The organism is Polaromonas sp. JS666, assembly GCF_000013865.1.
Classification (GTDB): domain Bacteria; phylum Pseudomonadota; class Gammaproteobacteria; order Burkholderiales; family Burkholderiaceae_C; genus Polaromonas.
In genome coordinates this window covers 1,443,639-1,468,340 of the sequence record NC_007948.1, presented here as the reverse complement: position 1 = coordinate 1,468,340, position 24,702 = coordinate 1,443,639, and the positions used below count along the sequence as shown (strand labels likewise).

At 64.4% G+C, this 24,702-nt stretch carries 15 protein-coding genes and 1 pseudogene; 8 read left to right on the top strand and 8 right to left on the bottom strand.

The features are described from left to right. Positions 1-116 precede the first annotated feature (116 nt). The 3 genes from BPRO_RS07070 to BPRO_RS07060 all read left to right on the top strand — a co-directional run bounded on the left by BPRO_RS07070 (position 117) and on the right by BPRO_RS07060 (position 4,732). Positions 117-2,420, top strand: coding sequence for an NADP-dependent malic enzyme (locus BPRO_RS07070; RefSeq protein ID WP_011482369.1), 2,304 nt, complete (start codon positions 117-119; stop codon positions 2,418-2,420). Between the two features lie 274 nt (positions 2,421-2,694). Next, complete coding sequence (locus tag BPRO_RS07065; protein ID WP_011482368.1) at positions 2,695-4,026, top strand: C4-dicarboxylate transporter DctA; 1,332 nt, start codon at positions 2,695-2,697, stop codon at positions 4,024-4,026. 10 nt (positions 4,027-4,036) lie between these two features. Continuing rightward, complete coding sequence (locus BPRO_RS07060; protein WP_011482367.1) at positions 4,037-4,732, top strand: GntR family transcriptional regulator; 696 nt, start codon at positions 4,037-4,039, stop codon at positions 4,730-4,732. A 279-nt stretch (positions 4,733-5,011) separates the two neighbouring features. Here BPRO_RS07060 and BPRO_RS07055 read toward each other — a convergent pair whose 3' ends face one another. Next, positions 5,012-5,545, bottom strand: a complete 534-nt coding sequence (locus tag BPRO_RS07055; RefSeq protein ID WP_011482366.1) for a DUF1854 domain-containing protein — start codon at positions 5,543-5,545, stop codon at positions 5,012-5,014. A gap of 14 nt (positions 5,546-5,559) precedes the next feature. After that, a complete protein-coding gene (locus BPRO_RS07050) occupies positions 5,560-7,908 on the bottom strand; it encodes an ABC transporter ATP-binding protein (protein WP_011482365.1) in 2,349 nt (782 codons plus the stop codon). 321 nt (positions 7,909-8,229) lie between these two features. Here BPRO_RS07050 and cphA (BPRO_RS07045) point away from each other — a divergent pair, with 321 nt between their 5' ends. From cphA (BPRO_RS07045) to BPRO_RS07025, 5 genes are all read left to right on the top strand, one after another. Continuing rightward, complete coding sequence (gene cphA / locus BPRO_RS07045) at positions 8,230-10,461, top strand: cyanophycin synthetase (protein WP_011482364.1); 2,232 nt, start codon at positions 8,230-8,232, stop codon at positions 10,459-10,461. Next, positions 10,461-13,079, top strand: a complete 2,619-nt coding sequence (cphA, locus tag BPRO_RS07040) for a cyanophycin synthetase (RefSeq protein ID WP_011482363.1) — start codon at positions 10,461-10,463, stop codon at positions 13,077-13,079. The genes cphA (BPRO_RS07045) and cphA (BPRO_RS07040) overlap by 1 nt, the downstream gene beginning before the upstream one ends. 156 nt (positions 13,080-13,235) lie before the next feature. Further along, on the top strand, positions 13,236-14,066 hold the full coding sequence (locus BPRO_RS07035) for an urease accessory protein UreD (protein ID WP_011482362.1): 831 nt from the start codon (positions 13,236-13,238) through the stop codon (positions 14,064-14,066). A 191-nt stretch (positions 14,067-14,257) separates the two neighbouring features. Continuing rightward, on the top strand, positions 14,258-14,710 hold the full coding sequence (locus BPRO_RS07030) for a hypothetical protein (RefSeq protein WP_011482361.1): 453 nt from the start codon (positions 14,258-14,260) through the stop codon (positions 14,708-14,710). 336 nt (positions 14,711-15,046) lie between these two features. Beyond that, positions 15,047-16,246 (top strand): cation:proton antiporter, encoded by a 1,200-nt coding sequence (locus tag BPRO_RS07025; protein ID WP_232291506.1) that lies wholly within the window; start codon positions 15,047-15,049, stop codon positions 16,244-16,246. A 310-nt stretch (positions 16,247-16,556) separates the two neighbouring features. Here the strand turns inward: BPRO_RS07025 and alaC are convergent, their stop codons facing one another. From alaC to BPRO_RS06995, 6 genes and pseudogenes are all read right to left on the bottom strand, one after another. After that, positions 16,557-17,768 (bottom strand): alanine transaminase, encoded by a 1,212-nt coding sequence (gene alaC / locus BPRO_RS07015; RefSeq protein WP_011482358.1) that lies wholly within the window; start codon positions 17,766-17,768, stop codon positions 16,557-16,559. A gap of 367 nt (positions 17,769-18,135) precedes the next feature. Then, positions 18,136-18,348, bottom strand: coding sequence for a DUF2182 domain-containing protein (locus BPRO_RS30400; protein WP_232291505.1), 213 nt, complete (start codon positions 18,346-18,348; stop codon positions 18,136-18,138). Beyond that, positions 18,281-18,628, bottom strand: a pseudogene (locus BPRO_RS30395) (DUF2182 domain-containing protein); the annotation flags it as partial. The gene BPRO_RS30400 and the pseudogene BPRO_RS30395, both read right to left, overlap by 68 nt. Positions 18,629-18,957: 329 nt before the next feature. Next, positions 18,958-19,671, bottom strand: coding sequence for a DUF1326 domain-containing protein (locus BPRO_RS07005; protein WP_011482356.1), 714 nt, complete (start codon positions 19,669-19,671; stop codon positions 18,958-18,960). 5 nt (positions 19,672-19,676) lie between these two features. Further along, a complete protein-coding gene (locus BPRO_RS07000) occupies positions 19,677-21,059 on the bottom strand; it encodes an FAD-binding oxidoreductase (protein ID WP_011482355.1) in 1,383 nt (460 codons plus the stop codon). Between the two features lie 75 nt (positions 21,060-21,134). Then, the gene (locus BPRO_RS06995; protein ID WP_011482354.1) at positions 21,135-24,338 is read right to left on the bottom strand and encodes an ATP-binding protein; all 3,204 of its coding nucleotides are present in this window, start codon (positions 24,336-24,338) and stop codon (positions 21,135-21,137) included. Positions 24,339-24,702 lie beyond the last annotated feature (364 nt).

Here is a 24,702-nt window from a genome sequence, read left to right as displayed (position 1 = left end):
GGGTAATATTCATCTTCGTGCGCATGAACCGGAAAGCCGGCGCTCGACCGCATGAATACCAGAAAATAGTGCTGGTCGCCAGTCTTCCAGCCATCAGGAAAACAAGGAGACACTCAATGGCTACTCCTCTTTCACCCGCTGAAGAAGCACTGCGCGACGCCGCCCGTGAATACCACCGCAGCCCGGTGCGCGGCAAGATATCCATCACGCCGACCAAACCGCTGTCGAACCAGCGGGACCTGTCCCTGGCGTATTCGCCCGGCGTGGCCTACCCCTGCCTTGACATCGAGGCCGACCCCTCGCTGGCGGCCGAATACACCTCGCGCGGCAACCTCGTGGGGGTCATCACCAATGGCACGGCCGTCCTGGGACTGGGCGACATCGGCCCGCTGGCAGCCAAGCCGGTGATGGAAGGCAAGGGTTGCCTGTTCAAGAAATTCGCCGGTATCGACGTGTTTGACATCGAACTGGCCGAGCACGACCCCGACAAGCTGATTGACATCATCGCCGCCATGGAGCCCACGCTGGGCGGCATCAACCTCGAGGACATCAAGGCGCCGGAGTGCTTTTACATCGAGCGCAAGCTGCGCGAGCGCATGAACATCCCGGTGTTCCATGACGACCAGCACGGCACCGCCATCATCTCATCGGCGGCCGTGCTCAACGGCCTGGAGCTGGTGGGCAAGCGGATTGAAGACGTCAGGATCGCGGTCTCGGGGGCCGGAGCGGCCGCACTGGCCTGCCTGGACGTGATGGTGGGCCTGGGGGTGCGCCGTGAAAATGTCTATGTCTGCGACTCCAAAGGCGTGATCTACCACGGCCGCCCCGGTGGTTTTGACGAGTCCAAGAACCGCTTTGCCCAGGAAACGGCCCTGCGCACACTGGCCGACGCGGTCAACGGTGCGGACGTGTTTCTGGGGTGCTCGGCGCCCGGCGTGCTGACGCAGGACATGGTCAGGACCATGGCCCCCAGCCCGATCATTCTGGCGCTGGCCAACCCCGAACCGGAAATCCGGCCCGAGCTGGCCAAGGCGGTGCGGCCGGACTGCATCATTGCCACGGGCCGTTCGGACTACCCGAACCAGGTCAACAATGTCCTGTGTTTCCCCTACATCTTTCGCGGCGCGCTCGATTGCGGCGCCACCAAGATCACCGAGGAAATGAAGCTCGCCTGCGTGCGGCAGATTGCCGACCTGACCAAGGCGGACATCAGCGAGGAAGTCGCCCGGGCCTATATCGGGCAGGAGCTGGTGTTTGGCCCCGACTACATCATTCCCAAGCCTTTTGACTCGCGCCTGATTCTCAGGATCGCACCGGCGGTGGCGCAGGCCGCCGAGGACTCCGGCGTGGCGACCCGGCCCATCACGGACATGGCCGCTTACCGGCAGGAACTGTCGCGTTTCGTGTACTCGACCGGCATGCTCATGCAACCGGTGTTCAATGCGGCTCGCGCCATCCCGGACGCGCACAAACGCGTGGCCTTCGCCGAAGGGGAGGACGACCGGGTGCTGCGCGCGGCGCAGCTGGTGCTTGACGAAGGCCTGGCCCGCCCCATCCTCATCGGCCGCCCTGCCGTGATCGAGACCCGCATCGCCAAGGCCGGACTGCGGCTGCGGCTCGGCGACGATGTGGAATGCGTCAATCCCGAGGACGACCCGCGCTTTCGCCATTACTGGGAAACCTACCACCGGATCATGGGCCGCCACGGCGTGACGCCCGAAGCCGCCAAGGCGGCGGTGCGCCGCTCCACCACCACCATCGCCGCGCTGATGGTCAAACTCGGCGACGCCGATGCCATGCTGTGCGGCATGGTGGGCCGCTACGACGGACATCTTGAGCATGTACGCGACATCATCGGGCTCAAAGAGGATGCGTCCGGGTTTGCGGCGCTCAACGCACTGATGCTGGACAAACGCACCCTGTTCATCGCCGACACCTTTGTCAACGAAGACCCCAGCGCCGAGCAGCTGGCCAGCATTGCGCTGATGGCGGTCGACGAGGTGCGGCGCTTCGGCATCCCGCCCAAGGTGGCCTTTCTGTCGCACTCCAACTACGGCTCGTCCAACCGTGCGTCGGCGCGCAAGATGCGGCTGGCCCACGAGCTGTTCGCCAGGATGGCGCCCGACGTGGAGTCCGATGGCGAGCTGCATGGCGATGCGGCGCTGTCGGAAGAGGTGCGGCGGGCGTCCCTGATGGAAAGCAATATGAGCGGGGAAGCCAACATCCTGATTTGCCCGAATCTGGATTCCGCCAACATCCTCTTCAACGTGCTCAAGATGACGGGCGGCCAGGGCGTCACCGTCGGCCCCATTCTGCTCGGCACGGCCGCCTCGGCCCACATCCTGACCACCTCGGCCACCGTGCGGCGCGTGGTGAACATGACGGCACTGGCCGTGGCCAGCGCGGCAGCGCGGCGCTGACACGCGCCCCGGCACCAGTCCTGGAGCAGTGACATGCACCATCCGGAGCCTTCCCCCTCAAAACTCCCGCTGCGGCGGGAGTTTTGCTTTCCGGAGGCGCTGTCTGCACCGCCCGGGTGAGCCGGTGAAATGGGCGAATCAGTTTTTACTTTCCCGGCAGGGATGACTCGGGATAACCCTGAAATGTTATTTCTCCAGTTTGCCTACATTACTTGTATGCAAGACTTGTGAGCAATCGGCCTTGCTGTTCAGAAACCCTCTTTCGGAGACTGCCATGCCCAAGTTTTTCCGCTCCCTGTTCGGTCAGGTGCTGCTGGCGCTGATCGTCGGCGTCGTCCTCGGTTTTGTCTGGCCTGACACGGCCGTGCAGCTCAAGCCGCTCGGCGACGGCTTCATCAAGCTCATCAAGATGCTGATCCCGCTGATCGTGTTCTGCGTGGTGGTGCACGGCATCGCCGGCACCGGCGACCTCAAGCGGGTCGGCCGGGTCGGCGTCAAGTCGCTGATCTACTTTGAGGTCGTCACCACCGTCGCGCTGGCGCTGGGCCTGCTGCTGGCCTTCGTGTTCCAGCCCGGCGTGGGCATGAATGTCGACCCCAAGACGCTCGACGCCAGCGCCATGAGCGCCTACGCCACCAACGCGAGCAAGCTGACCGGCGGCGGCACCGTCGACTTCCTGATGAAGCTGATCCCGACCACGGCGGTGAGCGCCTTTGCCAATGGCGATGTGCTGCAGGTGCTGCTGTTCGCTGTGCTGTTCGGCTGCGCGCTGGCCATGCTGGGCGAGCGCGGCAAGCATGTCAGCAGTTTCATCGAAGACCTGTCCCATGTGCTGTTCAAGACCATGGGCATCATCATCAAGCTGGCGCCCCTGGGCGTGCTGGGAGCCATCGCGTTCACCGTGGGCAAGTACGGCATCGGCTCGCTCAAGCAGCTGGGCATGCTGGTGGTGCTGTTCTATGGCGCGGTGATCATCTTCGTGGTGGTCGTGCTCGGCGCCATCATGCGCCTGTCGGGCTTCAACCTGTTCAAGCTGCTGCGCTACCTGCGCGAGGAACTGATGGTGGTGTTTGCCACCACCTCGTCCGACAGCGTGCTGCCGCAGATCATGGCCAAGCTCAAGCACATGGGCATACGCGACTCCACGGTCGGCCTGGTCATTCCTACCGGCTATTCGTTCAACCTCGACGCATTCTCGATCTACATCACGCTGGCGGCCGTCTTCATTGCCCAGGCCACGAACACACCAATCTCGATGGCCGACCTGCTGACCATCCTGGCGATCTCGCTGGTCACCTCCAAGGGCGCCCATGGTGTGCCGGGCTCGGCGATCGTGGTGCTGGCGGCCACCCTGCAGGCGATTCCGGCCATACCCGCCATCGGCCTGGTGCTGGTGCTGTCGGTGGACTGGTTCATGGGCATCGCCCGCGCCCTGGGCAACCTGATCGGCAACTGCGTGGCCACGGTCGCGGTGGCCGCCTGGGAGGGCGACATCGACCGCGAGCGGGCGCATGCCGTTCTCAATGGTGAACCCCATGCGGTGTTCGACATCGAGGACGAGGAGCCCGCGCCGGCGTCCGTGCCGTTGGCCGCGCCAGTCCGCTAAAGTCCATGCCATGAGCAGCCAGAACCAGATTTCCCAGCAGGTGGTCGAATCCATCCTCGCGCAGAAGCTCGCCCCCGGCGAGCGCCTGGGCGAGCAGGAGCTCGCCGAGCTGTTCGGCGTGAGCCGCACGCTGGTGCGTGAAGCGCTGATGCAGCTGCAGGCACGCGGCTTCGTGGAAGTGCGCACACGCAAGGGCTGGTATGTGGTGGAGCCTTCGGTCGAAGAGGCGCGCGATGCGTTCTCGGCCCGGCGCATCATCGAGACCGGCATCCTGCGCGAAGCCGGCCGGCCGCTGCAGTCGGTGGTGCGCAAGCTGCGGCAGCACATCGCCCAGGAGCAACAGGCGATTGACGACGCCGACGCCGCCACCCGCTCCTTCCTGCTGGCCGACTTCCATGTCTGCCTGGCTGAATGCCTGGGGCAACGGCTGCTGTGCGATGTGCTGCGCGACCTGACCGCGCGCACCACGCTGGCGGCCTCGCTATACCAGTCCAAGCATGACGCGGGGCAGTCCTGCGCCGAGCATGCGGGCATCGTGGCCGCACTCGAAAAGGGCCAGCTGGAGCTGGCCCGGCAGCGCATGCTGGATCACATCGGCAGCGTCGAAGCGGCACTGGGCTCGTCGGCGCCCGACGCCTCCAGCAGTGAAAAACTGCGCGCGGCGCTCTCGCCGGTCGAGCGGCCTGCCCTGCGCCGGGTGGGCTGACACGCCCCGCCATCAAGAAGACCGGCTATGCGCCGCGGCTAACCCCAATACGGTTCAGTGAGCACACACCGCGTGCAGTGCCGCTCATCTCCTTCCCCCGATGGGGAAAGGCCGGGATGGGGGCTCACGGCGCGGGCATCGGGCCGCCGTGCTGAACTCGTCGCCGCTGGCCCCCACCCCAACCCTCCCCCGGAAGGGGAGGGAGCTTCACGGGTTCTGAGCTGAACCCTATTGGAGCCAAGCCGCTAACCGGTTGACCGGTCACCTGCCCCCCAGCCCTTATAGAAACCGCTCCAGCAGGCGGCGCGAGGCGCGGTCCAGCGCCGCCATATCGGGCACGCTGTACTGCACGCCCTGGCTGCCCGAAATGAGCAAGGCCGCACGCCCCAGCCGGCGTATGTCTTCCTCGCCCTTGAGCACAAAAGACGTGTCGCCCCGATCGGTCTCCACCGTCCAGATGCTGGGCGTGGCAAAGGTCGAAACGCTTTTCAGGCGCCGTATCTCGGGCACAAAGTCGCGCAGGGCCAACTCTTCCTGCAGCAGCGTGCGCAGCGCGGGCGGCAGCGCCTGCAACTGCTCCACCCAGGCGAGCTCATGGCCCTCGGTGCTGACCAGCGAGATGCCTTCATCGGGCGCAGCCAGCGGGAACGCCCGCACGGGCACCACGCCGGCATGCTGTTCGCCGTTGGCGCCAATGAACAGCAGCCGGCCGGAGGGCTGGCGCACCAGCTGGAAAGCCGGGGAAGCTGCAGATGATGTCGAGGGTGTCGAGGGTGTCGAGGGTGTCGATAGTGTCGAGGGGGAATTTGTCATGCTCAGGTTCTCACTCATGGATTGCCCGCATGTTGTGCGGTATGGGCCAGCTGCGAGGTGGCCAGGGCTATCCTGCTCTCCTCGCCGTCCTGCCCGCCCTCCTCGCTGTCCACCTGGCGCGCCTGCGCTTCATACAGCCGCCAGTAAGCGCCCTGCTTGGCCATCAGTTCATCGTGCGGGCCAACTTCCACCACCTGGCCGCGGTCCATCACCACCAGCCGATCGGCCTTGCGCAGGGTGGAAAGGCGGTGGGCAATGGCAATCGTCGTGCGGCCCTGCACCAGGTTGTCCAGCGCGCGCTGGATTTCCTTTTCGGTCTCGGTGTCCACCGACGAGGTGGCCTCGTCCAGGATCAGGATGCGCGGGTTGATCAGCAGGGCGCGTGCAATCGAGATGCGCTGGCGCTCCCCGCCCGACAGGCCCTGGCCGCGCTCGCCCACCAGCGAGTCATAGCCCTGGGCCAGGCGCAGGATGAACTCATGCGCATGGGCGGCGCGCGCGGCCGCCACGATCTCGGCGCGCGTGGCGCCGGGCTTGCCATAGGCGATGTTTTCCGCGATCGTGCCGAAAAAGAGGAAGGGCTCCTGCAGCACCAGGCCGATGTGGCGGCGGTAGTCGGCCACGCCAAAGCGCCGGATGTCGGTGCCGTCTACTTGAATAGCGCCGTCGCTCACATCGTAAAAACGGCAGATCAGGTTGACCAGCGTGCTCTTGCCCGAGCCGCTGTGGCCGACCAGGCCAATCATCTCGCCCGGCTCGATCTGCAGGTCCAGGCCGCGAATGACGGAGCGGTTGCCATAACGGAAACCCAGACCCTTCATCTCGATGCGGCCCTGCAGCGCGCCTATCTTGACCGGGTTGGCTGTCTCAGGCACGTTGGAGACATGGTCCAGGATGTCGAAGATCCGCTTGGCACCGGCCGCCGCCTTTTGCGTCACCGACACGATGCGGCTCATGGAATCCAGCCGGGTGTAAAAGCGCCCGATGTAGGCAATAAACGCCGTCAGCACCCCCACCGTGATCTGCTGCCTGGACACCAGCCAGATGCCGAAGGCCCAGACCACCAGCAGGCCAATCTCGGTCAGCAGTGACACCGTGGGCGTGAACAGCGACCAGGTCTTGTTGAGTTTGTCGTTGACCGCCAGGTTGTGCTGGTTGACTTCCCGGAAGCGCTGGGCCTCGCGCTTTTCCTGGGCAAAGGCCTTGACCACGCGGATGCCGGGAATGGTGTCGGCCAGCACGTTGGTCACGTCGGACCAGACCCGGTCGATTTTTTCAAAGCCGGTGCGCAGCTTGTCCCGCACCACATGGATCATCCAGCCGATAAACGGCAGGGGCAGCAGGGTCACCAGCGCCAGCCACGGATTGATTGAAAACAAAATGACCGCGGTCATGAGGATCATCAGCACATCGGTGGCAAAGTCCAGCGCATGCAGCGACAGGAACACACAGATGCGGTCGGTTTCGGAGCCTATCCGGGACATCAGGTCACCGGTGCGCTTGCCGCCAAAATAGTCGAGCGACAGCTCCAGCAGGTGGTCAAACGTGGCGGTGCGCAGGTCCGCGCCAATGCGCTCGGACACCAGCGCCAGCAAATAGGTGCGCGCCCAGTTCAGCGCCCAGCCCAGCACCGCTGCGCCCAGCAGGCCGCCCAAAATGGCCGCGACTTTCCAGGTTTCGATCTGCTGGCCGTTCTGGAACGGAATCAGGATGTCGTCCATCAGCGGAATGGTCAGGTAGGGCGGCACCAGCGTGGCCGCCGTGGAGGCCAGCGTCAGCAAAAAACCGGCCAGCAGCTGGTGGCGGTAAGGATGGGCAAAACGCCACAGGCGCAGCAGCACCCAGGTGGAGGGCGGCGTGTGCAGCTCGCGGGCGCAGGCCGGGCATTCCTCGCTGTCCGGCGGCAGCGGCAAATCGCATTCGGGGCACAGGGCGGCTTCGTCGGCCACGCTGGCCGCACCCGCCACATCCGCCGTCACGGCGCCTTGCTGGGCAAACAGCCGCACCAGGCGCAGCGCCTGCACATTGCCCCCCAGGGTAAACCGCCAGCTCGCCAGCCGGCTGTGGGCATCATGCAGCTCCAGCGTGCCCACGCCGGCATGGTCGAAATGGCGCAATTGCAAGCCCTGCTCGCGCGCACCCGCGGCGCTTGGCAGGGACCAGGCGTGCCAGTCGCCCTGCGGGCCGCGGGCCAGCAGGCGGCGGTCGGTCAGGGCCAGCAGGCCCTGGGCAAAACGAAGTTGCGGGTCCAGGTCAACCACCAGGGTGGCCAGCACGTTTTCTTTGGTTGCGAGTTGTAAACGGAGCGCCGTCAGCGCGGGGTCGGTATGGCTGGAGTCGTCCACCGGTTGGTTATGTTGCATTGTGTTGTGAATTCCTGGAGTCCGGCATCTGGCGCGGGGTGTTCGGATACGCGCGGATTGGCCCCGAAGCAGGGATTTTCGCCGAATGCGGGCCCCTGCACCGATGTTTACCCATTCCTGACCCGAAAATGAGAAAAGCCTGCAAAATCAGCCCCCTGGCAGTCTGCCAACGCTGCAAGTAAACCAACAAGTCAATAACGAGACACAGGCAGGACCCCCTGAGACCTTCCAAGGCCTCGAACTGAAATCTATCGGCACGAACCGGCGGCCTGCGTGGGCAGGACGGAAAAATACGCTAACGTGCCGACAATTTTGCAAAACATGAGCAAACAGGACGACATCAAGCTACTGCGCATCAACTACCTGCGTGGCCCGAATATCTGGACTTACCGGCCCGTGCTTGAAGTCTGGCTGGATCTGGGGGGCCTGGAAGACTGCCCCTCCCATCTGCTGCCCGGCTTCAACGACCGGCTGGTCGCCCTGCTGCCCGCCCTGCTGGAGCACCACTGCGGTGTCGGCGAGCGCGGCGGCTTTATCCAGCGCCTGCGCGAAGGCACCTGGGCCGGCCATGTGCTGGAGCATGTAGTCATTGAACTGCTGAACCTGGCCGACATGCCGACCGGCTTTGGCCAGACGCGCAGCACATCGAAACGCGGCGTCTACCGCATGGTGTTCCGGGCGCGCGACGAACAGGTGGCCCGCACGGCGCTGGCCGAAGGCCACCGGCTGCTGATGGCCGCCATCAACGACGAAGCCTTCGGCCCGGCCGACGTACAGGTTGCGGTGGAGAAAATCCGCGCCAAGGTCGATGACTGCTACCTTGGCCCCAGCACCGCGTCCATCGTGGCGGCCGCCACCGACCGCCGCATTCCGCACATTCGCCTGAACGACGGCAACCTGGTCCAGCTCGGCTACGGCGCCAGCCAGCGCCGCATCTGGACCGCCGAGACCGACCTCACCAGCGCCATTGCCGAAGGCATTGCCCACGACAAGGACCTGACCAAAAGCCTGCTGGCCACCTGCGGCGTGCCCGTGCCGGACGGCGAAATCGTCAGCACCGCGGAGCGGGCCTGGGAAGCTGCGCAAGATATCGGCCTGCCCGTGGTCGTCAAGCCCTCCGACGGCAACCACGGCCGCGGCGTGTCACTGGACCTCAATACCCGGGAAGAAGTGGAAGCGGCTTTCCGCGTGGCCGAGCCGCATGGCAGCGAGGTGATGGTGGAGCGCTTCATACGCGGCCATGAACACCGCCTGCTGGTGGTGGGCGGCCGCGTGGTGGCCGCAGCGCGGGGCGAGACCGCCACCGTCACCGGCGACGGCCACTCGACCGTGATGCAGCTGGTGGACGCCCAGCTCAACACTGACCCGCGGCGCGGCCTGGAAGAAGACTTTCCCCTCAGCCGCATCGAAACCGACAAGGACGAAGCCATTGTGCTGGACCTGCAGCGCCAGGGCCTGACGCCCCACGCCATTCCGGCCGCTGGCCGGCAGGTGCTGATCCAGCGCAACGGCAATGTCGCCATCGACTGCACCGACGAAGTCCACCCCGAAGTCGACCACATCGTGTCGCTCGCCGCGCGCGTGGTGGGCCTGGACATCGCCGGCGTGGATGTGGTGGCGCAGGACATCTCGCGCCCGCTGCACGCACAGGGCGGCGCCATCGTTGAAGTCAATGCCGGCCCCGGGCTGCTGATGCACCTCAAGCCCGCCGAGGGTTCGCCACGGCCGGTGGGCCGCGCCATCTGCGACCACCTGTTTCCCGACTCGCCGGATCACGCTCAACAGGACGGCCTGAACAGCAGCCCCTGCGGCCGCATTCCCATCGTCGGCATTGCCGGCTCCGAGGGCACCCAGCGCGTAGCCCGCCTGGTGGCCTGGCTGCTGCACCTGTCGGGCCGCTACACCGGCCTGGCCTGCCGCGACGGCCTGTTCCTCGACCAGCGCTGCGTCGATGCCTCCGACAGCGCCCACTGGGAGGCCGGCCAGCGCCTGCTGATCAACCGCACCGTGCAGGCCGCCGTGTTTGAAAACGGCGCCGAAACCATCTTGCGCAGCGGCCTGGCCTACGACCGCTGCCAGGTGGGCGTGGTCACCGACCTCGGCGGCGCCGCCGGCCTGGCCGAATTCGACATCACCGAAGACGAGCAGATGTTCCGCGTCATGCGCTCGCAGGTCGACGTGGTGCTGCCCGGCGGCGCAGCGGTGCTCAATGCCGCCCATGAGCGCGTCGTCGACATGCATGACCTGTGCGACGGCGAAGTCATCTTCTACAGCACCGACCCCAAGGCGGCCGCCATTGCCAGGCATTGCGCCCAAGGCGGCCGCGCCCTGTATGTGCGGCAAGACCAGATCGTGCTGGCCACCGGCACCACCGAAGCCTTTCTGCCCGGCCTAGGCAAGCTGTCGGCCTGGCGCGCGCGGCGCGACCTGAACGACAGCACGCTGCTGGCCGCCGTCGGCGCCGCCTGGGCATTGGGCATACCGCTCAATCTGATCGGCGCAGGCCTGGAAGCCTTTGAAACCACCCCTAAAACTGCCGGGAGTGCAGAGTAATGGAAGTGTCCCGCATTCGGGCCCTGCGCGGGCCCAACCTCTGGAGCCGGCACACGGCGCTGGAAGCCATCGTCGCCTGCACGGCGGCCGAACGGTCTATCGACAGCCTCCCCGGCCTGGAGCCGCGCGTGCGCTCGCTGTTTCCCGGCATGGGCGAGCTGCGCCAGACCGACCATGGCGGCCCCGTCTCACTGGCGCATGTGCTGGAAGCCGCGGCACTGGCGCTGCAGGCAGCAGCCGGCTGCCCGGTCACCTTCAGCCAGACGGCCGTCACCGTGGAACCCGGCACCTACCAGGTGGTTGTCGAGTACAGCGAAGAGGCGGTGGGCCGGCTGGCGCTTGAACTGGCGCAGGCCCTGGTCCACGCTGCCCTGCGCGACACCGCGTTTGACCTCGACGCCGCCATCACCCAATTGCGCGATCTGGACGAAGACGAGCGCCTGGGGCCCAGCACCGGCGCCATTGTCGATGCGGCCGTGGCGCGCGGCATTCCCTACCGGCGCCTGACCAAGGGCAGCATGGTGCAGTTCGGCTGGGGCTCCAAACAGCGCCGCATCCAGGCGGCCGAAATCGACGCCACCAGCGCGGTGGCCGAATCGATTGCCCAGGACAAGGACCTCACCAAGAAACTGCTGCGTGCGGCCGGCGTGCCGGTGCCGCTGGGCCGGCCGGTCAGTGACGCGGCAGACGCCTGGACCGTGGCCCAGCAGATTGGCCTGCCGGTTGCCGTCAAACCGCAGGACGGCAACCAGGGCAAGGGCGTCAGCGTCAACATCAGCAGCCGTGAACAGCTTGAAGCCGCCTACCTCGCCGCGGCAGAGTATGGCGAGGTCATGGTCGAGAAATTCCTGCCCGGCAGCGACTTCCGCCTGCTGGTGGTGGGCGACAAGCTGGTGGCGGCCTCGCGGCGCGACCCGCCGCAGGTGGTGGGCGATGGCCTGCACACCGTGCGCGAACTGGTCGACATCGTCAACCAGGACCCGCGGCGCGGCGAAGGCCATGCCACCTCGCTCACCAAGATCCGCTTTGACGATATCGCCGTGGGCCGGCTCGAGGCACAGGATCTCACGCCCGAATCGATTCCCGCCAAGGGACGCCGCGTCATTCTGCGCAACAACGCCAACCTGAGCACCGGCGGCACCGCCACCGACGTGACGGACGATGTGCATCCCGCCGTGGCGGCACGCGCCGTGGCCGCGGCGAAGATGGTGGGCCTGCACATTTGCGGCGTCGACGTGGTCTGCGAAAGCATGCTGCGCCCGCTCGAATCGCAAAGCGGTGGCGTGGTCGAGGTCAATGCCGCGCCCGGCCTGCGCATGCATCTGTCGCCCTCCTACGGCAAGGGCCGCGCCGTGGGCGTGGCCATGATCAACGAGCTGTTCCCGGCCGGCGGAAATGACGTGAATAACGGCCGCATACCGGTGATTGCCGTGACCGGCACCAACGGCAAGACCACCACCACGCGCCTGATTGCCCACCTGATGACGGCCCATGGCCTGCGCACCGGCATGACCAACACCGACGGCGTCTGGATCAATGGCCGGCAGACCGACAGCGGTGATTGCAGCGGCCCCAAGAGCGCCCGCAATGTGCTGATGCATCCCGACGTGGACGCCGCCGTCTTTGAAATCGCGCGCGGCGGTGTGCTGCGTGAGGGCCTGGGCTTTGACCGCTGCGAAGTGGCCGTCGTCACCAACATCGGCAGCGGCGACCACCTGGGGCTCAACTACATCACCACCGTGGAAGACCTGGCGGTGCTCAAGCGCGTGATTGTGCAGAACGTCGCACCCACCGGCTATGCGGTGCTCAATGCGGCAGACCCCATCGTGGCCGAGATGGCAGCCACCTGCCCCGGCAAGGTGATTTATTTCGCGGCGGACCGCCACCACCCGCTGATGGCCACGCACCGCGCGCAGGGCAAGCGCACCGTGTACGTGGACGGCCCGGTGCTGGTGGCCGCCGAAGGCGCGTGGGTCGAGCGCATCCCGCTGGCCGGCATTCCCGTGACGCGCGGCGGCAGCATTGGCTTTCAGGTCGAAAACGCCATGGCCGCGGTAGCCGCAGCCTGGGCGGCGGGCCTGAACTGGGACACCATCAAAAGCGGGCTGGCCAGCTTTGTCAACGATGCACACAATGCACCGGGCCGCTTCAACGTGATGGACTACCGCGGTGCCACCGTCATTGCCGACTACGGCCACAACCCGGATGCCATGCGCGCCCTGGTGGCGGCGGTCGACGCCATGGCCGCCGCTGCCGGGCAGCGTCGCAGCGTGGTGATCAGCGGCGCCGGCGACCGACGCGACAGCGACATCCGCGACCAGACCGTGATCCTGGGCGCCGCCTTTGACGACGTCATCCTGTACCAGGACGCCGCCCAGCGCGGCCGTGCCGACGGCGAAGTGATGGGGCTGCTGCGCGAAGGCCTGGAAGGGCTGAACAAGGCCAGCCGCACCAGCCGGATCGATGAAATCCGCGGTGAATTCCTGGCCATTGACACGGCGCTTGGGCGCCTGCAGCCGGGCGACCTGTGCCTGGTGCTGGTGGACCAGGTGCAGGAAGCGCTGGACCACCTGGCGCTGCGCGTGAAGGAAGCCAAAGACCAGACCGTCGCAGCCTGAAGCACATTCCGGATTGCCGCCCTGGCAACAGTTCAGGCCGCATTTCAGGAAACCCCGGAATCAACGGTAAAAAGTGGCCGTAGCCCTTCAGGAAAGCGAGCTGGCAGCTATGAACTTCATAGCAAGCCAGGTCGTCAGGCACGTTAAACTCGGCCCATGACCTGGAACGCGACGCTCGCACTCGACTACACACGGCAAGCCGGCAAGACGGTTGCCCACTTTCGCCACAGCGGGCCGCTGCGTATTTTGCAGAGCCTCTATCCCGAGGGCGATGCCATCTGCCACAACGTGATCGTGCACCCGCCCGGCGGGCTGGTGGGCGGCGACACCCTGGACCTGCAATTCAGCGCGAGCGCCGGCGCACACGGCCTCATCACCACGCCCGGCGCCACACGCTTTTACCGCTCCACCGGAGAGCCCGCGCTGCAGCGCACCCATCTGACGCTCGAGGCCGGTGCGCGCATGGAGTGGCTGCCGCTGGAGGCCATCTGCTACAGCGGCTGCCTCGCTGAAAACCACCTGACCATGACGCTGGCCCCGGGTGCCGAGCTGATCGGCTGGGACATCACCGCGCTGGGCCTGCCCGCTGCCAGCCTGCCCTTTGCACACGGCAGCTTTTGCCAGCATATTGAAGTGCCCGGCGTGTGGCTGGAGCGGGCGCGCATACAGGCCAGCGACACCCTGCTGATGAGCAGCCCACTGGGCATGGCGGGGCACCGCTGCGTTGCCTCGCTGTTTTTTGTGGCGGGCAGCAAGCTCGACCGCCACCGCCGCCAGCAGGCGCTGGACACGGCGCGCCAGATCATCGAAGCGCACCCGCTGTCTGCAACGGCGGGCGCCACCAGCCCCGATGGGCAGGTGGTGGTGGTCAGGGTGCTGGCGCCGGTGGTCGAGCCCGCCATGGCGCTGCTCAGGCAGGTGTGGCTGGCCTGGCGCAGTCATTTCTGGCAGCAGGCCGCCTCCAGCCCGCGCATCTGGTCGATGTAAAGCGGGGCAGCCTTTCGCAGGCTGATTCGCTCCAGTTCCTGCGGTGCCTGAGCCGGGAGGAAAACCCTTGAAAGACCTGTCCTACAGCCGAATTCGGCTCGGGACGCGGTCTTGCTGGCGATTTCCTTTCATGCCATACAGAGCCGCTGCGCCAAACTACATGAACCGAAATTGGAACAAGGAGTTTGACCATGCACTTATCAATGCCTATCCGCCACGACCACCGCGTCCGGCTTAACCGCTTGGGCAAAGGCGTGGCTTATTTCGGACTGGCTGTGCTGCTGGCCATGACTGCCACCACCGCTCAGATCGCCTCCGCGCAAATTGCACCCGGCACGACCGGCATTGATGCAACCGGTGACGCAAAAAGCGAAATGGCCGCCTGTAACAGCGGTAAAACCCAGCAAGACAAGGCTACCTGCATCACCGAGGTGAAAAATGCCAACGCAGCCAAGCGCGCAGGCAAGCTTGAAAACGGTGACGGCCAGTTTTCCGCCAATGCCCTGAAGCGGTGCGAGGTCTTTAAAGGCGACGACCAGATCGCCTGCCAGGAGCGCATTGCGGGCAGCGGCAAAGCCCAGGGCAGTGTCGCCGGTGGTGGTGTGCTGCGCGAAGCAGAAATAACAGTGCCTGCTACGCAATAAAGTTAACCAGGTTGCCACTCGCTCCGCCGGGGTTTGATGAATTCACCGGATGGGGTAGAAGCAAAGTGGGCCGCTCAATGCGGCCCACTTCTTTTTGGGCGGAGACTTTCCACCCCGTTCTCTACCCTGTTTTCTACCCTGTTCTCTACCCGACTTTCTAACCCGTACCGGCACCCTGGCGTTATTGCGCATTCGTGGGCTTACGCGGGCTCATGCGCGGATTGCGCGCCAGTCGACCGGCTCGCGTGAACGCAGAGCTGGATGAACTACCATCCAGTGCTCGATCACCGGCCCATTACAGGGCCATTCCATCACAAAGGAGCCATGCATACGGCCATGACAACGACCGAGATCTACCTGATCGCCATGGGGATCATCTTTTCTGTGCCGTACCTGATCTGGCGCGTGGGACGAACGGAGTACTACGCACCGCTGGTGGTCGTGCAGATCATTGCCGGCATTCTTCTGGGCCCCGGCATCCTGGGCAAGCTCTTTCCCGACTACTACGCGTTTGTATTCAGCGCCCCGGTGGTGCAGGCGCTCAACGGCGTCGCCTGGTGGGCGGTGATGATCTTTGTATGGATTGCCGGCATTGAGCTGGACCTGAAAATGGCCTGGGCCCATAAACGCGAAAGCAGCATTACCGCCGGCCTGGCCCTCGGAACGCCGCTGCTCTTTGGCTGCGTCGCCGCCGTCGCCATGCTGATGCAAAGCGGTTGGATCGGGCCCACCGCCACGCCCTGGCAATTTATCATGGGCGTGGGCATGGCCTGCGCCGTGACAGCGCTGCCCATCCTGATCCTGCTGATGGAAAAGCTGGCAATCCTGCGGCAACCGATAGGCCAGCGTATCCTGCGCTACGCCAGCCTGGACGACATCGCCATCTGGGGCGTGCTCGCACTCATCCTCATGGACTGGCAGCGCGTCGGCAAACAGGCAGCGTTCCTCGCGGCCTTCTCGGTCCTGGGCTACGCCTTCCGAAAACTCATGGTCAGGCTGCCCGAACGCGACCGGTGGTACGTCGGCCTGATGTGGCTGCTGGTGTGCAGCCTTGGCGCCGACTGGTCAGGTTTGCACTTCATGGTGGGCGCATTTTTAGCCGGCGCCATCATGGACGGCGAGTGGTTCAACCAGGAGCACATGGACCTGTTGCGGCATCACGTGCTGCTGGTGATGATGCCGGTGTTCTTTCTCAGCACGGGCCTGCGGACAAACTGGACTATTGGCGGCGAAGCCGTCTTTATTGCCGCCGGTGCGCTGCTGGTGGCCTCGGTCGTGGGCAAGCTTCTCGGCACTCACCTCGCCGGGAAAATACTGAAATGGGCGCCCGGAGAAAGCTCCATCATCGGCTGGCTGCTGCAGACCAAGGCGCTCATCATGATCATCTTTGTCAATATCCTGCTGGACAAGGGAATCATCACCAGCGAGACCTTCACCGCCCTGCTGCTGATGGCCATTGGCAGCACCATGCTGACGGTGCCTGTGGTGTCGCCCAAACTCCAGCGCATGAAGGAACTCATCTTCCGCTCGAAATGAGCGATTCAAGCGACCCAGGCGATCTGAGAGATCTGAGGGGCCTGCGCGATCCGACCGGTGAACCGAGCGGATCGATGGGCGGCCAGGTCAGATGGCTACCAAGAGCGCACGCCGTTGGCTTCCATGTCCTTGCCTGGCAGATTTCGCGGCCCTGCGGCTGGCCCAAGGCCGGGTCCGATGCACCGACGCTCACAGTTCTCGCCACGCCCATCGCAAAACACCAGCGCGCCCTTGAGCTGATCCAGTAACTTCCCCTGCAGACAGATGTCTTGCAAGGGAAAACGCGCTCCGAGCCCGGGGAAACTTCAGGCTAGGGCCTGACCAGCCCGTCGGCCTTGAACATGGCCTTGATGCCGCGCACGGCCTGGCGGATGCGGGCCTCGTTTTCGATCAGCGCAAAGCGCACATGGTCGTCGCCATGGTCGCCAAAGCCGATGCCGGGCGACACGCACACCCTGGCTTTTTCAAGCAGCTGTTTGGCAAACTCCAGCGAACCGAGCTTGCGATAGGCCTCGGGGATGCGGGCCCAGATGTACATCGAGGCCTTGGGGCAGTCCACCTGCCAACCCGCTTCGATCAAACCCTTGTACAGCACATCGCGCCGGCTCTGGTACTGCGCGGCGATCTCTTTCACGCAACTCTGGTCGCCTTCCAGCGCGGCGATGGCTGCCACCTGCAGCGGGGTGAAGGTGCCGTAGTCGTGGTAGCTCTTGATGCGGGCCAGCGCGGCCACCAGGTCGGGGTTGCCCACCATGAAGCCCACGCGCCAGCCCGCCATGTTGTAGCTCTTGGACAGCGTGAAGAACTCGACCGCAATGTCCTTGGCACCCGGCACCTGCATGATGGACGGTGCCTTCCAGCCGTCGAACACAATGTCGGCATAGGCCAGATCGTGCACCACAAAAATGTCGTGCTTGCGCGCCAGCGCAATCACCTTCTCGAAGAACTCCAGCTCCACGCACTGGGCCGTCGGGTTGGACGGAAAACCCAGCACCATCATCTTGGGTTTGGGGTAGCTGCCGCGAATCGCCTTCTCCAGCTCGGCAAAAAAATCCGTGTCGGGCGTCAGCGGCACGGAGCGGATGTCGGCCCCAGCGATCACCGCGCCGTAGATGTGGATCGGATAGCTCGGATCCGGCACCAGCACGGTGTCGCCACGGTCCAGCGTGGCCAGCATCAGGTGCGCCAGGCCTTCCTTGGAGCCGATGGTGACGATGGCCTCGGTGTCGGGGTCTATCGCCACCTGGTAGCGGCTCTGGTACCAGTGCGCGATGGCGCGGCGCAGGCGCGGGATGCCCTTGCTGGCCGAGTAGCCGTGCGTGTCGGGCCGCTGCGCAACCTCGGTGAGCTTGGCGACGATGTGCGCCGGGGTGGCGCCATCTGGGTTGCCCATGCTCATGTCGATGATGTCTTCACCGCGCCGGCGCGCCGCGAGCTTGAGCTCGGCCGTGATGTTGAAGACGTAGGGAGGAAGTCGATCAATGCGCGCAAAGCGGCGCTTGCCTGAAGAGGAAGCGGACATAAAAAACTTTCACGTAAGCGCCCGGAACCGTCCGAGCGACGTGGCCGGCAATGAGGCCGGCCCACCGCCATCGTAACCGACGGCGATGCCTGTCAACTGATCTGGCATGCACTGAGCTTATCAGGCCTCCAAAAGAAACCGCGATGAATCCACCTTGGCCGTTGCAGCAACTTTGTCGTATTGGCAGTAATTGTGGACGGTGCGACTGCGTGGTATTACCCCCCGAGCGGTCGGTCATGACTTGTTCCTCGAATGACCGCAGCTTCGCCGTAGGGCCTACCGCGTAGCGGTTTAGTCCAACGGCCAGTTTCTGCCTGTCAGCTTACGCTCAGACACTTTTCCCGATCGGCAGTTTTCAGCAAAGCAGTCATTCAACTATCGAACTGCTCTCCCGTGATCCAACAGGCCGCGTGATGCCTGTACGCCCCTTCTTAAAACGCGAGCGCCAGCATCCCGGCACCCCAGACGAGCAGAGCGACGCCGGTCGCGTAGCCGAGCCAGTGCCCCGCAGGTGCCCCGCAGGGACAGTTTTTTCGCACAGTACGAACAGCGCGAGGCCCGCAATCCAGTAGAGATTCATCACGCCGCCAAAAAACATCAGCCCCATCAGGAGCCCAGCAGCAGCCGACGCAGAAGGCGCCGTGCAAAAGACCCATGCGTAGCGCGCCACGGGCGCCCCGCCGCCAATGGGTACTAAGGAATCCAAGCGGCGATCGGCAGTGGCGAAGACAGGCATGCTTTATCGGGGTGAGCTGGTAAACGCCGGCGGCGAGATAGCCAAACGCGAAAATGCTCGTCGCGACGTAGGGATGGCCGGTGTCGCGCTGCTTGCGATTGACCGTCGCAAACAACAGGATCATCGGGGGCACGCCAGGCAACATCATCGCGACCATCATGACCCACCACATGAAGAACATCAGGACTGCATAGTCGGGCGTCCAGACCGCGCGCGTCATCATCGCCATGCCGGCCATGCCCCATTCGGACATGCCCCTTGCTATCCCGAGCTGCGACATGCGGGTCATCTCGAACGCCGACATGCCCATGCCGGCGCCGACCAGCAGATACGCCCACGATAGAGCGATAACCGCAGTAAGCGCGGTAACGACGACCAGGCGATCGCGCCTGAGCACTGCCTCAAGTGTGGCGTCAACGGGCACCGTCATCCCCTTTTCACCCGATCAGGAGGTCACGCGCCAAGCCATGCTGTGAGCCTTGATCTTTCGCGGACCAGCCCATCTTGATTGAAGTGGTGAACACAAAAATGGGCCCATGAATCTTCGAACGCCATCTCCATATCACCCGTCACCGACGTCGTCCCCAGCCCGATCTCTGCGTAGGTGAACTCAAAACTGCCGCTCGGACGTGCCAGCGCAATATGGAACGGTTCACCATTGAACTCGTTGATGATCGGTCTGCCACTGCTCTTCATGACGCCCGGTATATCAACTCTTGCTGTTCTGAGTTCCAAGTTCGCTTCGAGATGAATCGGCAGGAACAATGTCCTGCAAAATTTAGAGCATGTGGACGCAAATACGGAGAATAAATTGCTCAACGGCTCGCATGCCCCACCTGAGATAATTGTTTCAAGCGCTACCCGTTGAGCTTCATCCGCACCTTCGTCGATAACGATCTGGCGTTTTCCGTTTCCGTCCTTGATCTCGCCAGGCCACTTGTACAGCGCCGCCCAATTCAGCCCCGCGAGCGGCGTATCGTTGAAATGGCCTTCAACGATTGTGCCGACGAAGGCCGACTGACAAAATCCATGGGTACTCGGCAAGTTGAATTGGCAACCGCAATTCACAGCGCAATTGCAGTTGTCATAAGTTTCGCTCTTGAATAACCATTGATGAGCCACGTCCCGATCGTCGGTCGAGACTTGCGTTGACTGGATGAAAGCCATGATGCTCAGCTCCCGTTCGCCGGAGCGATGTTCTGGTTGATGTGGAAGAGGTTGCCCGGGTCATAGGTCGCCTTCACTGCCGCGAGCCGCTCGTAGTTGGCGCCATAGTTTGCGGGCGCACGGTGATCGTCATCGCCGGACATGAAGTTGACGTAGCCCCCATCGCCGCCCGAGTGGGGGTGAATAGCGGCGTAGTAGTCCTTCACCCACTTGATGTTGGCCTCGTTGTCGGCAGGGTCCGACCAGATTCCCACGATCACCGGGGCAAAGCTCTTGTTCCGGTGACCGAACGCGGTCTCGTTGGCACCGACCCGTTGCGCCGCACCGTTGATCGGATGGAGATGCATGCTCGAGCTGATGTGCGGTGTCCTTTTGCCATGCTCCACATGAGCAGCGATCGCCGCGTCGGTGAGCCCGGTGATGAAGTCCGCTTTCCAGTAATGCTGCATGCCCTTCGGGACCAAGCCGTCGAAGGCGCTTTGCAGGGCCGGGAACGGCATGACGCCGACCTGCTCCGCCTTCACTTCGGCAGCGGCGCGTAGTGGCTTAAGTACTCGCTCAGCCTCCTCGTGTGGACCGTTCCAGCACGTGACCAGTACGCAGAACAAATCCCCGACCCGGTCCTCGGGGATGAACGGCAGAGGAGGAGCGATCTGCCAGCCGAAAAAGCATCCGAGCTGTTCGGGCGCATCCGCAATGTATTCGCGGTAACACGCCAGGACCGCCGCGGCATCGTCGAACTCGTAGAACAGCGGGCCGCCCACGATGTCACCGACCTCGTGGAGCTGAAACACAAAGCTGGTGACGACACCGAAATTTCCGCCGCCGCCGCGCAAGGCCCAGAACAAGTCTTCGTTCTGGTAATCGCTCGCAGTGACCTGCCGGCCATCGGCAAGAACGACATCGGCCGCCAGCAGGTTGTCGATGGAGAGGCCGACGCCGCGGGTCAAGTAGCCAATGCCGCCCCCCAGCGTCAGGCCACCCACCCCAGTCGTCGAGATGATCCCGCCGGGAGCCGCCAGGCCGAACGGGTAGGTCGCATGATCGACATCACCCCACGTCGCGCCGCCCCCAACCCGGGCGATCTTCTTGACCGGGTCGACCCGCACGCCGTTCATCCTCGACAGGTCGATGACCAGGCCGCCGTCCACCGTGCCGAATCCGGGAACGCTGTGACCCCCACCACGAATTGCCAGGTCGAGCCCGGCGTCGCGGCCGGCCGTGACCACAGCCATCACGTCGGCCGAATCCACGCACCGGATGACGCCGCGGGGTCTGCGGTCGTGCATGGCGTTGTAGACAGCGCGAGCGTCGTCGTAGTCGGAATCCGAAGGGGTGATGACGCGGCCGCGTACCGCTTCGGTCAATGCCTTGATCGTGTCGCTCATGGGGGGCTCCTTTGCATCCGTTTTACCAAGGATGCGCGAAGGATGCGCCCTCGGGCGTTCCCGAAGCGTTCCCTCTCAGCCGGAATCGCTCAGAAAACCGATCGCGGCCCGGAACGCCGGGAGATCATGGCCCGACGGAATGGTCTCGAGGAGCTCCCCAAGCTGTTCGCGCAATGCCTCATCGGGAAATCGACTGGCCAAGGAGTGGAGCGCCCGAAGCTCCAGCCAGCCCGCCCCTTGAGCGCCGGCGATCTCGACGGCACTGCGCAGAGAAGCGGCGGCGGCTTCGGTTTCCCCGCTGCGATAAGCCAGCTCACCGTCGACTCGCCACAGCTCGGCCTCGAGATAGCGCTGGTTGCAGCGGTGTGACCACGAGAGCCCCTCGCATGCGGCGGCTCGTCCCTGGCGGAGCTCGCCGAGCATGCCGCGAGCCCGGGCGAGGAGAAGAAGGGTGTAGGTCAGATGAAGGGTCTCCCCTTCGGTACGCGAGCGCGCTACCGACCGCACGATCTTCTCGATGCCATCAGCCGATCCCCCGCACACGTCCAGCCAGCCCCGAAGGGCCTGCAGGACAACCATGAGGTAACGGTCCGAAAAACGCTTCCATAGACGGTCGGCATCCCCGAGCAGCTCGGCGAGGCGGGCGAGATCTTCGGATTCGGCCGCGATGATCGCCGCGTAAGTGATCACGTACCCCAAGGTCATCAGATGATCGAGATCGACGGCGATCTCAAGAGCAGATCGGGCTGTCTCGTCGGCCCGGCCAGCATCTCCGGCCCACAGCTCGACCCAGGCCAGCCGTACGAGGCAAACCGCCTTCGGGTCCTGGGCGTACAAGCTCAGATGCTCGTCGCGATGGGACACGCGATAGGCTTCGATAGCGCCATCGAGATAGGGGCGGGCTCTGGCCAGATCGCCCCGCCAGAACGCGCTCACGCCGAGGAGATATCGGCCCTCTGTCCCGGCGATCGGATCATGACTATCATCGTCGAGAAGGACGTGGGCGAGTTCATCGCAATCGTCGAAGCGGCAGCCCTGCAGCCGGGCAAGGCCGAGGCCACGGAGGATCGGCGGGTCCACGGGTCTGTGAAGCTTGCGGCAAAGCGAAAGGGCTCGCTCGTAGAGTTGGTGCGCACCCTTGGAGCCGTAACCGTCGAGGGCAACAAGCGGGGATCCGAGGGCGATCCGGATATAGAGTTCGAGTGCATCGCGGTCGGGTGACGGTGGCAGATCGGCGAGCAGTGCGAGCGCTCGCTGAAACATGGTGACCGCTTCTTCCAAGGCCGACACGGCCGCCGCTCGGGCCCCCGCCACCCGGTAGGCATCGATGGCCGGCTCGGCCATGCCGGCCTGGTCGTAGTGTGCGGCCAGCTGCGGGCTGGCCGCGTCGATGTCGCTGTGGAGCTCGACCGCAATCGCCTCGGCGACGGCCCGGTGAAGTTGACGTCGACGAGCCGGACTGACCATCTCCAGGGCAACCGCCCGAAGCTTGTCGTGACTGAAATCGTACGTGAGCCCCTGTTCGCGAATGATCCGGCGACGCCAGAGTTCGTCGACATGCTCGACGAGCTCGCGCTCATCGGCCTTAGTGGCCGAGACCATCAGACCGATCGAGAAGGGCCGACCGATGACGGCCGCCACTTCGGCTAGTCGCCGAGCACCGTCAGTGAGTTGGCCCAGTCGGGCGCGCAGCACCGCCCGCATCGTCGGTGTGAGGACTGCCTGGCTTCCACCAGAGGAGATCCCGGCTCGAAGAGTTTCGATGACAAAGAGCGGATTGCCTTCTGTCTCGCGCCAGAGTCGTGCCGCCAGTTCCGGATCAATCGTGTCTTCATCGCGTAGCCGGGCAGCGAGCGTCGCAGTGGTGGCTTCGTCGAGTCGGTCGAGTGGCACGATAGTCACCGCCTGGTCGTGGCCCAAGGCGTCTACGAGTCCAACGAGGGGATGATGCTGTGGGATCTCCTCCCAGCGGACAGTACCGACGATGAGGACTGGTGCCGTCTTTCCGGAACGGACAACGAAACCGATTAACTCAATGGTCTCGGCGTCACACCACTGCAGATCGTCAATGATCAGCAAGCGCGGGCGGTCGCCGACGACGATGGCTCGGTTCACAGCATCGAACAACCGATGGCGCTGAGCCGAGTCGCCCGCCTGGCTCCATTCAGATGACCGGGAAGCGTCGAGGAGCTCGGGCAGGAGACGAGCAAGCTCGGCCCTCCAGACCGTGTCGAGCGTGTCGATGTGGTTTCGCAGCGCGTCCGATCGGAGCAGGTCCACGACGGGACCCCACGGCAGTCGGCCCGCAGCCTCGTATGCACGAGCCGATGCCACCACGTGTCCCTCTGATCGAACGCGGCGGCCGAGTTCCAATGCGAGACGGGACTTTCCGATCCCCGGTTCCCCGGTCACCAACAAGAGATGTGCCCCCGTCTCCCGCGCGGTGTTCCATGCCTCGATGAGCTGGTTCCACTCGCGGTCGCGGCCGACGAAAGGCGATTCGGCGACGGGTAGGTCCTTGCCCTGCACTTCGTCGCGGTTGAGTGTGCCAGCCCGGAGCTGTTGGTACATGGCCCTGATCGCCTCGCCTGGTGCCACCGCGAGGTCGCGCTCGAGCACCTCCGCGTACCGGTGGTAGGAGCGCAGCGCCGCGGCTCTATCGCCAAGCGCGAGATGTGCTTGCATCTGAATTCGAACGGCCGCTTCGTCGGTCGGCTCCAGGTCGACAATGCGTTGGGCATGCCTGATCGCGGCTTTGTGGTCGTCGCGCCTCGCAGCCTCTCCTGTCAGCCGCACGAGGGCCCCATACGCATCAGCTCGAAGTTTCGCTCGCTCATTCAGGACCCAGTCGTCATAACAAGCCGGAAGGAGATCGCCCGAATAGAGGCGCGCGGCGAGCTCGAAATCACCGGCCGCCATGGCATCCTGGAACTTCAGCACGTCGACCTCGCTCGACCCACTCGGCATCCACTGCACAGTCTCGTTGTCGATCTCGACGAACTCACCGATGTCAGGAAGGGAATGACGGAAGTCGTGGAGCAGCTTTCTGAGGTTGGTGCGCGCCTGATGTTCGTCGGAGTCGGGCCAGAGCTCGAACGCGAGTCGTGAGCGGTGCTGCGGGTCTCTCCGTAACGCGATCAACCCCAGGAACCGTTGCAAGCGAAGAGAGTTGAAGGCGCGAAGACGCCGGCCGTCCAAGATGATCTCGACTGCACCAAGAAGTCGGACCTGTAACCGCGTCGGCCGTTTGCCACCGACCCCGCTCGTGTCACTCGGCATATGGCTCCTCTGGTTGCGGTCCAGCTCTGAAAGTCCGCTGTCGCCCCCGCCTGTGTCGATAACAAACCGATCAGCAGCTTGATGAGTGTCGACTCCGAGTTTCCGGGCCGGAACCGCGGGATTGTGTTGTGGTGTTCACATCCCCCCCTGCCTCGGTATCATTGTAGGTCCGTTCCCGCGACCGTTGCCGGGTCGAGCCAAGGATCCAGCCTGTTGCGTTGGCGGCGGCAATCCACCAATCGACAGAGCGCCGACGCCGGTCCAGCCGCTGACGGTTCGCCTCCCGACAGACAACTCCATGTTGATGTTGTGAAGCCATCCACAACTCTTCGATGTGTCTCACGGGCGAGTACGACGCACATAT

Excerpts from the sequence above, each read along its gene's own strand:
- BPRO_RS07000 (WP_011482355.1), bottom strand. The coding sequence starts at position 21,059 with ATGAGCGACACGATCAAGGCATTGACCGAAGCGGTACGCGGCCGCGTC.
- BPRO_RS07050 (WP_011482365.1), bottom strand. The coding sequence starts at position 7,908 with ATGCAACATAACCAACCGGTGGACGACTCCAGCCATACCGACCCCGCG.
- alaC (WP_011482358.1), bottom strand. The coding sequence starts at position 17,768 with ATGTCCGCTTCCTCTTCAGGCAAGCGCCGCTTTGCGCGCATTGATCGA.
- BPRO_RS07035 (WP_011482362.1), top strand. The coding sequence starts at position 13,236 with ATGACCTGGAACGCGACGCTCGCACTCGACTACACACGGCAAGCCGGC.
- BPRO_RS06995 (WP_011482354.1), bottom strand. The coding sequence starts at position 24,338 with ATGCCGAGTGACACGAGCGGGGTCGGTGGCAAACGGCCGACGCGGTTA.
- BPRO_RS07060 (WP_011482367.1), top strand. The coding sequence starts at position 4,037 with ATGAGCAGCCAGAACCAGATTTCCCAGCAGGTGGTCGAATCCATCCTC.
- cphA (WP_011482363.1), top strand. The coding sequence starts at position 10,461 with ATGGAAGTGTCCCGCATTCGGGCCCTGCGCGGGCCCAACCTCTGGAGC.
- BPRO_RS07005 (WP_011482356.1), bottom strand. The coding sequence starts at position 19,671 with ATGGCTTTCATCCAGTCAACGCAAGTCTCGACCGACGATCGGGACGTG.
- cphA (WP_011482364.1), top strand. The coding sequence starts at position 8,230 with ATGAGCAAACAGGACGACATCAAGCTACTGCGCATCAACTACCTGCGT.
- BPRO_RS07065 (WP_011482368.1), top strand. The coding sequence starts at position 2,695 with ATGCCCAAGTTTTTCCGCTCCCTGTTCGGTCAGGTGCTGCTGGCGCTG.
- BPRO_RS30400 (WP_232291505.1), bottom strand. The coding sequence starts at position 18,348 with ATGAATCTCTACTGGATTGCGGGCCTCGCGCTGTTCGTACTGTGCGAA.
- BPRO_RS07025 (WP_232291506.1), top strand. The coding sequence starts at position 15,047 with ATGACAACGACCGAGATCTACCTGATCGCCATGGGGATCATCTTTTCT.
- BPRO_RS07030 (WP_011482361.1), top strand. The coding sequence starts at position 14,258 with ATGCACTTATCAATGCCTATCCGCCACGACCACCGCGTCCGGCTTAAC.
- BPRO_RS07055 (WP_011482366.1), bottom strand. The coding sequence starts at position 5,545 with ATGACAAATTCCCCCTCGACACTATCGACACCCTCGACACCCTCGACA.
- BPRO_RS07070 (WP_011482369.1), top strand. The coding sequence starts at position 117 with ATGGCTACTCCTCTTTCACCCGCTGAAGAAGCACTGCGCGACGCCGCC.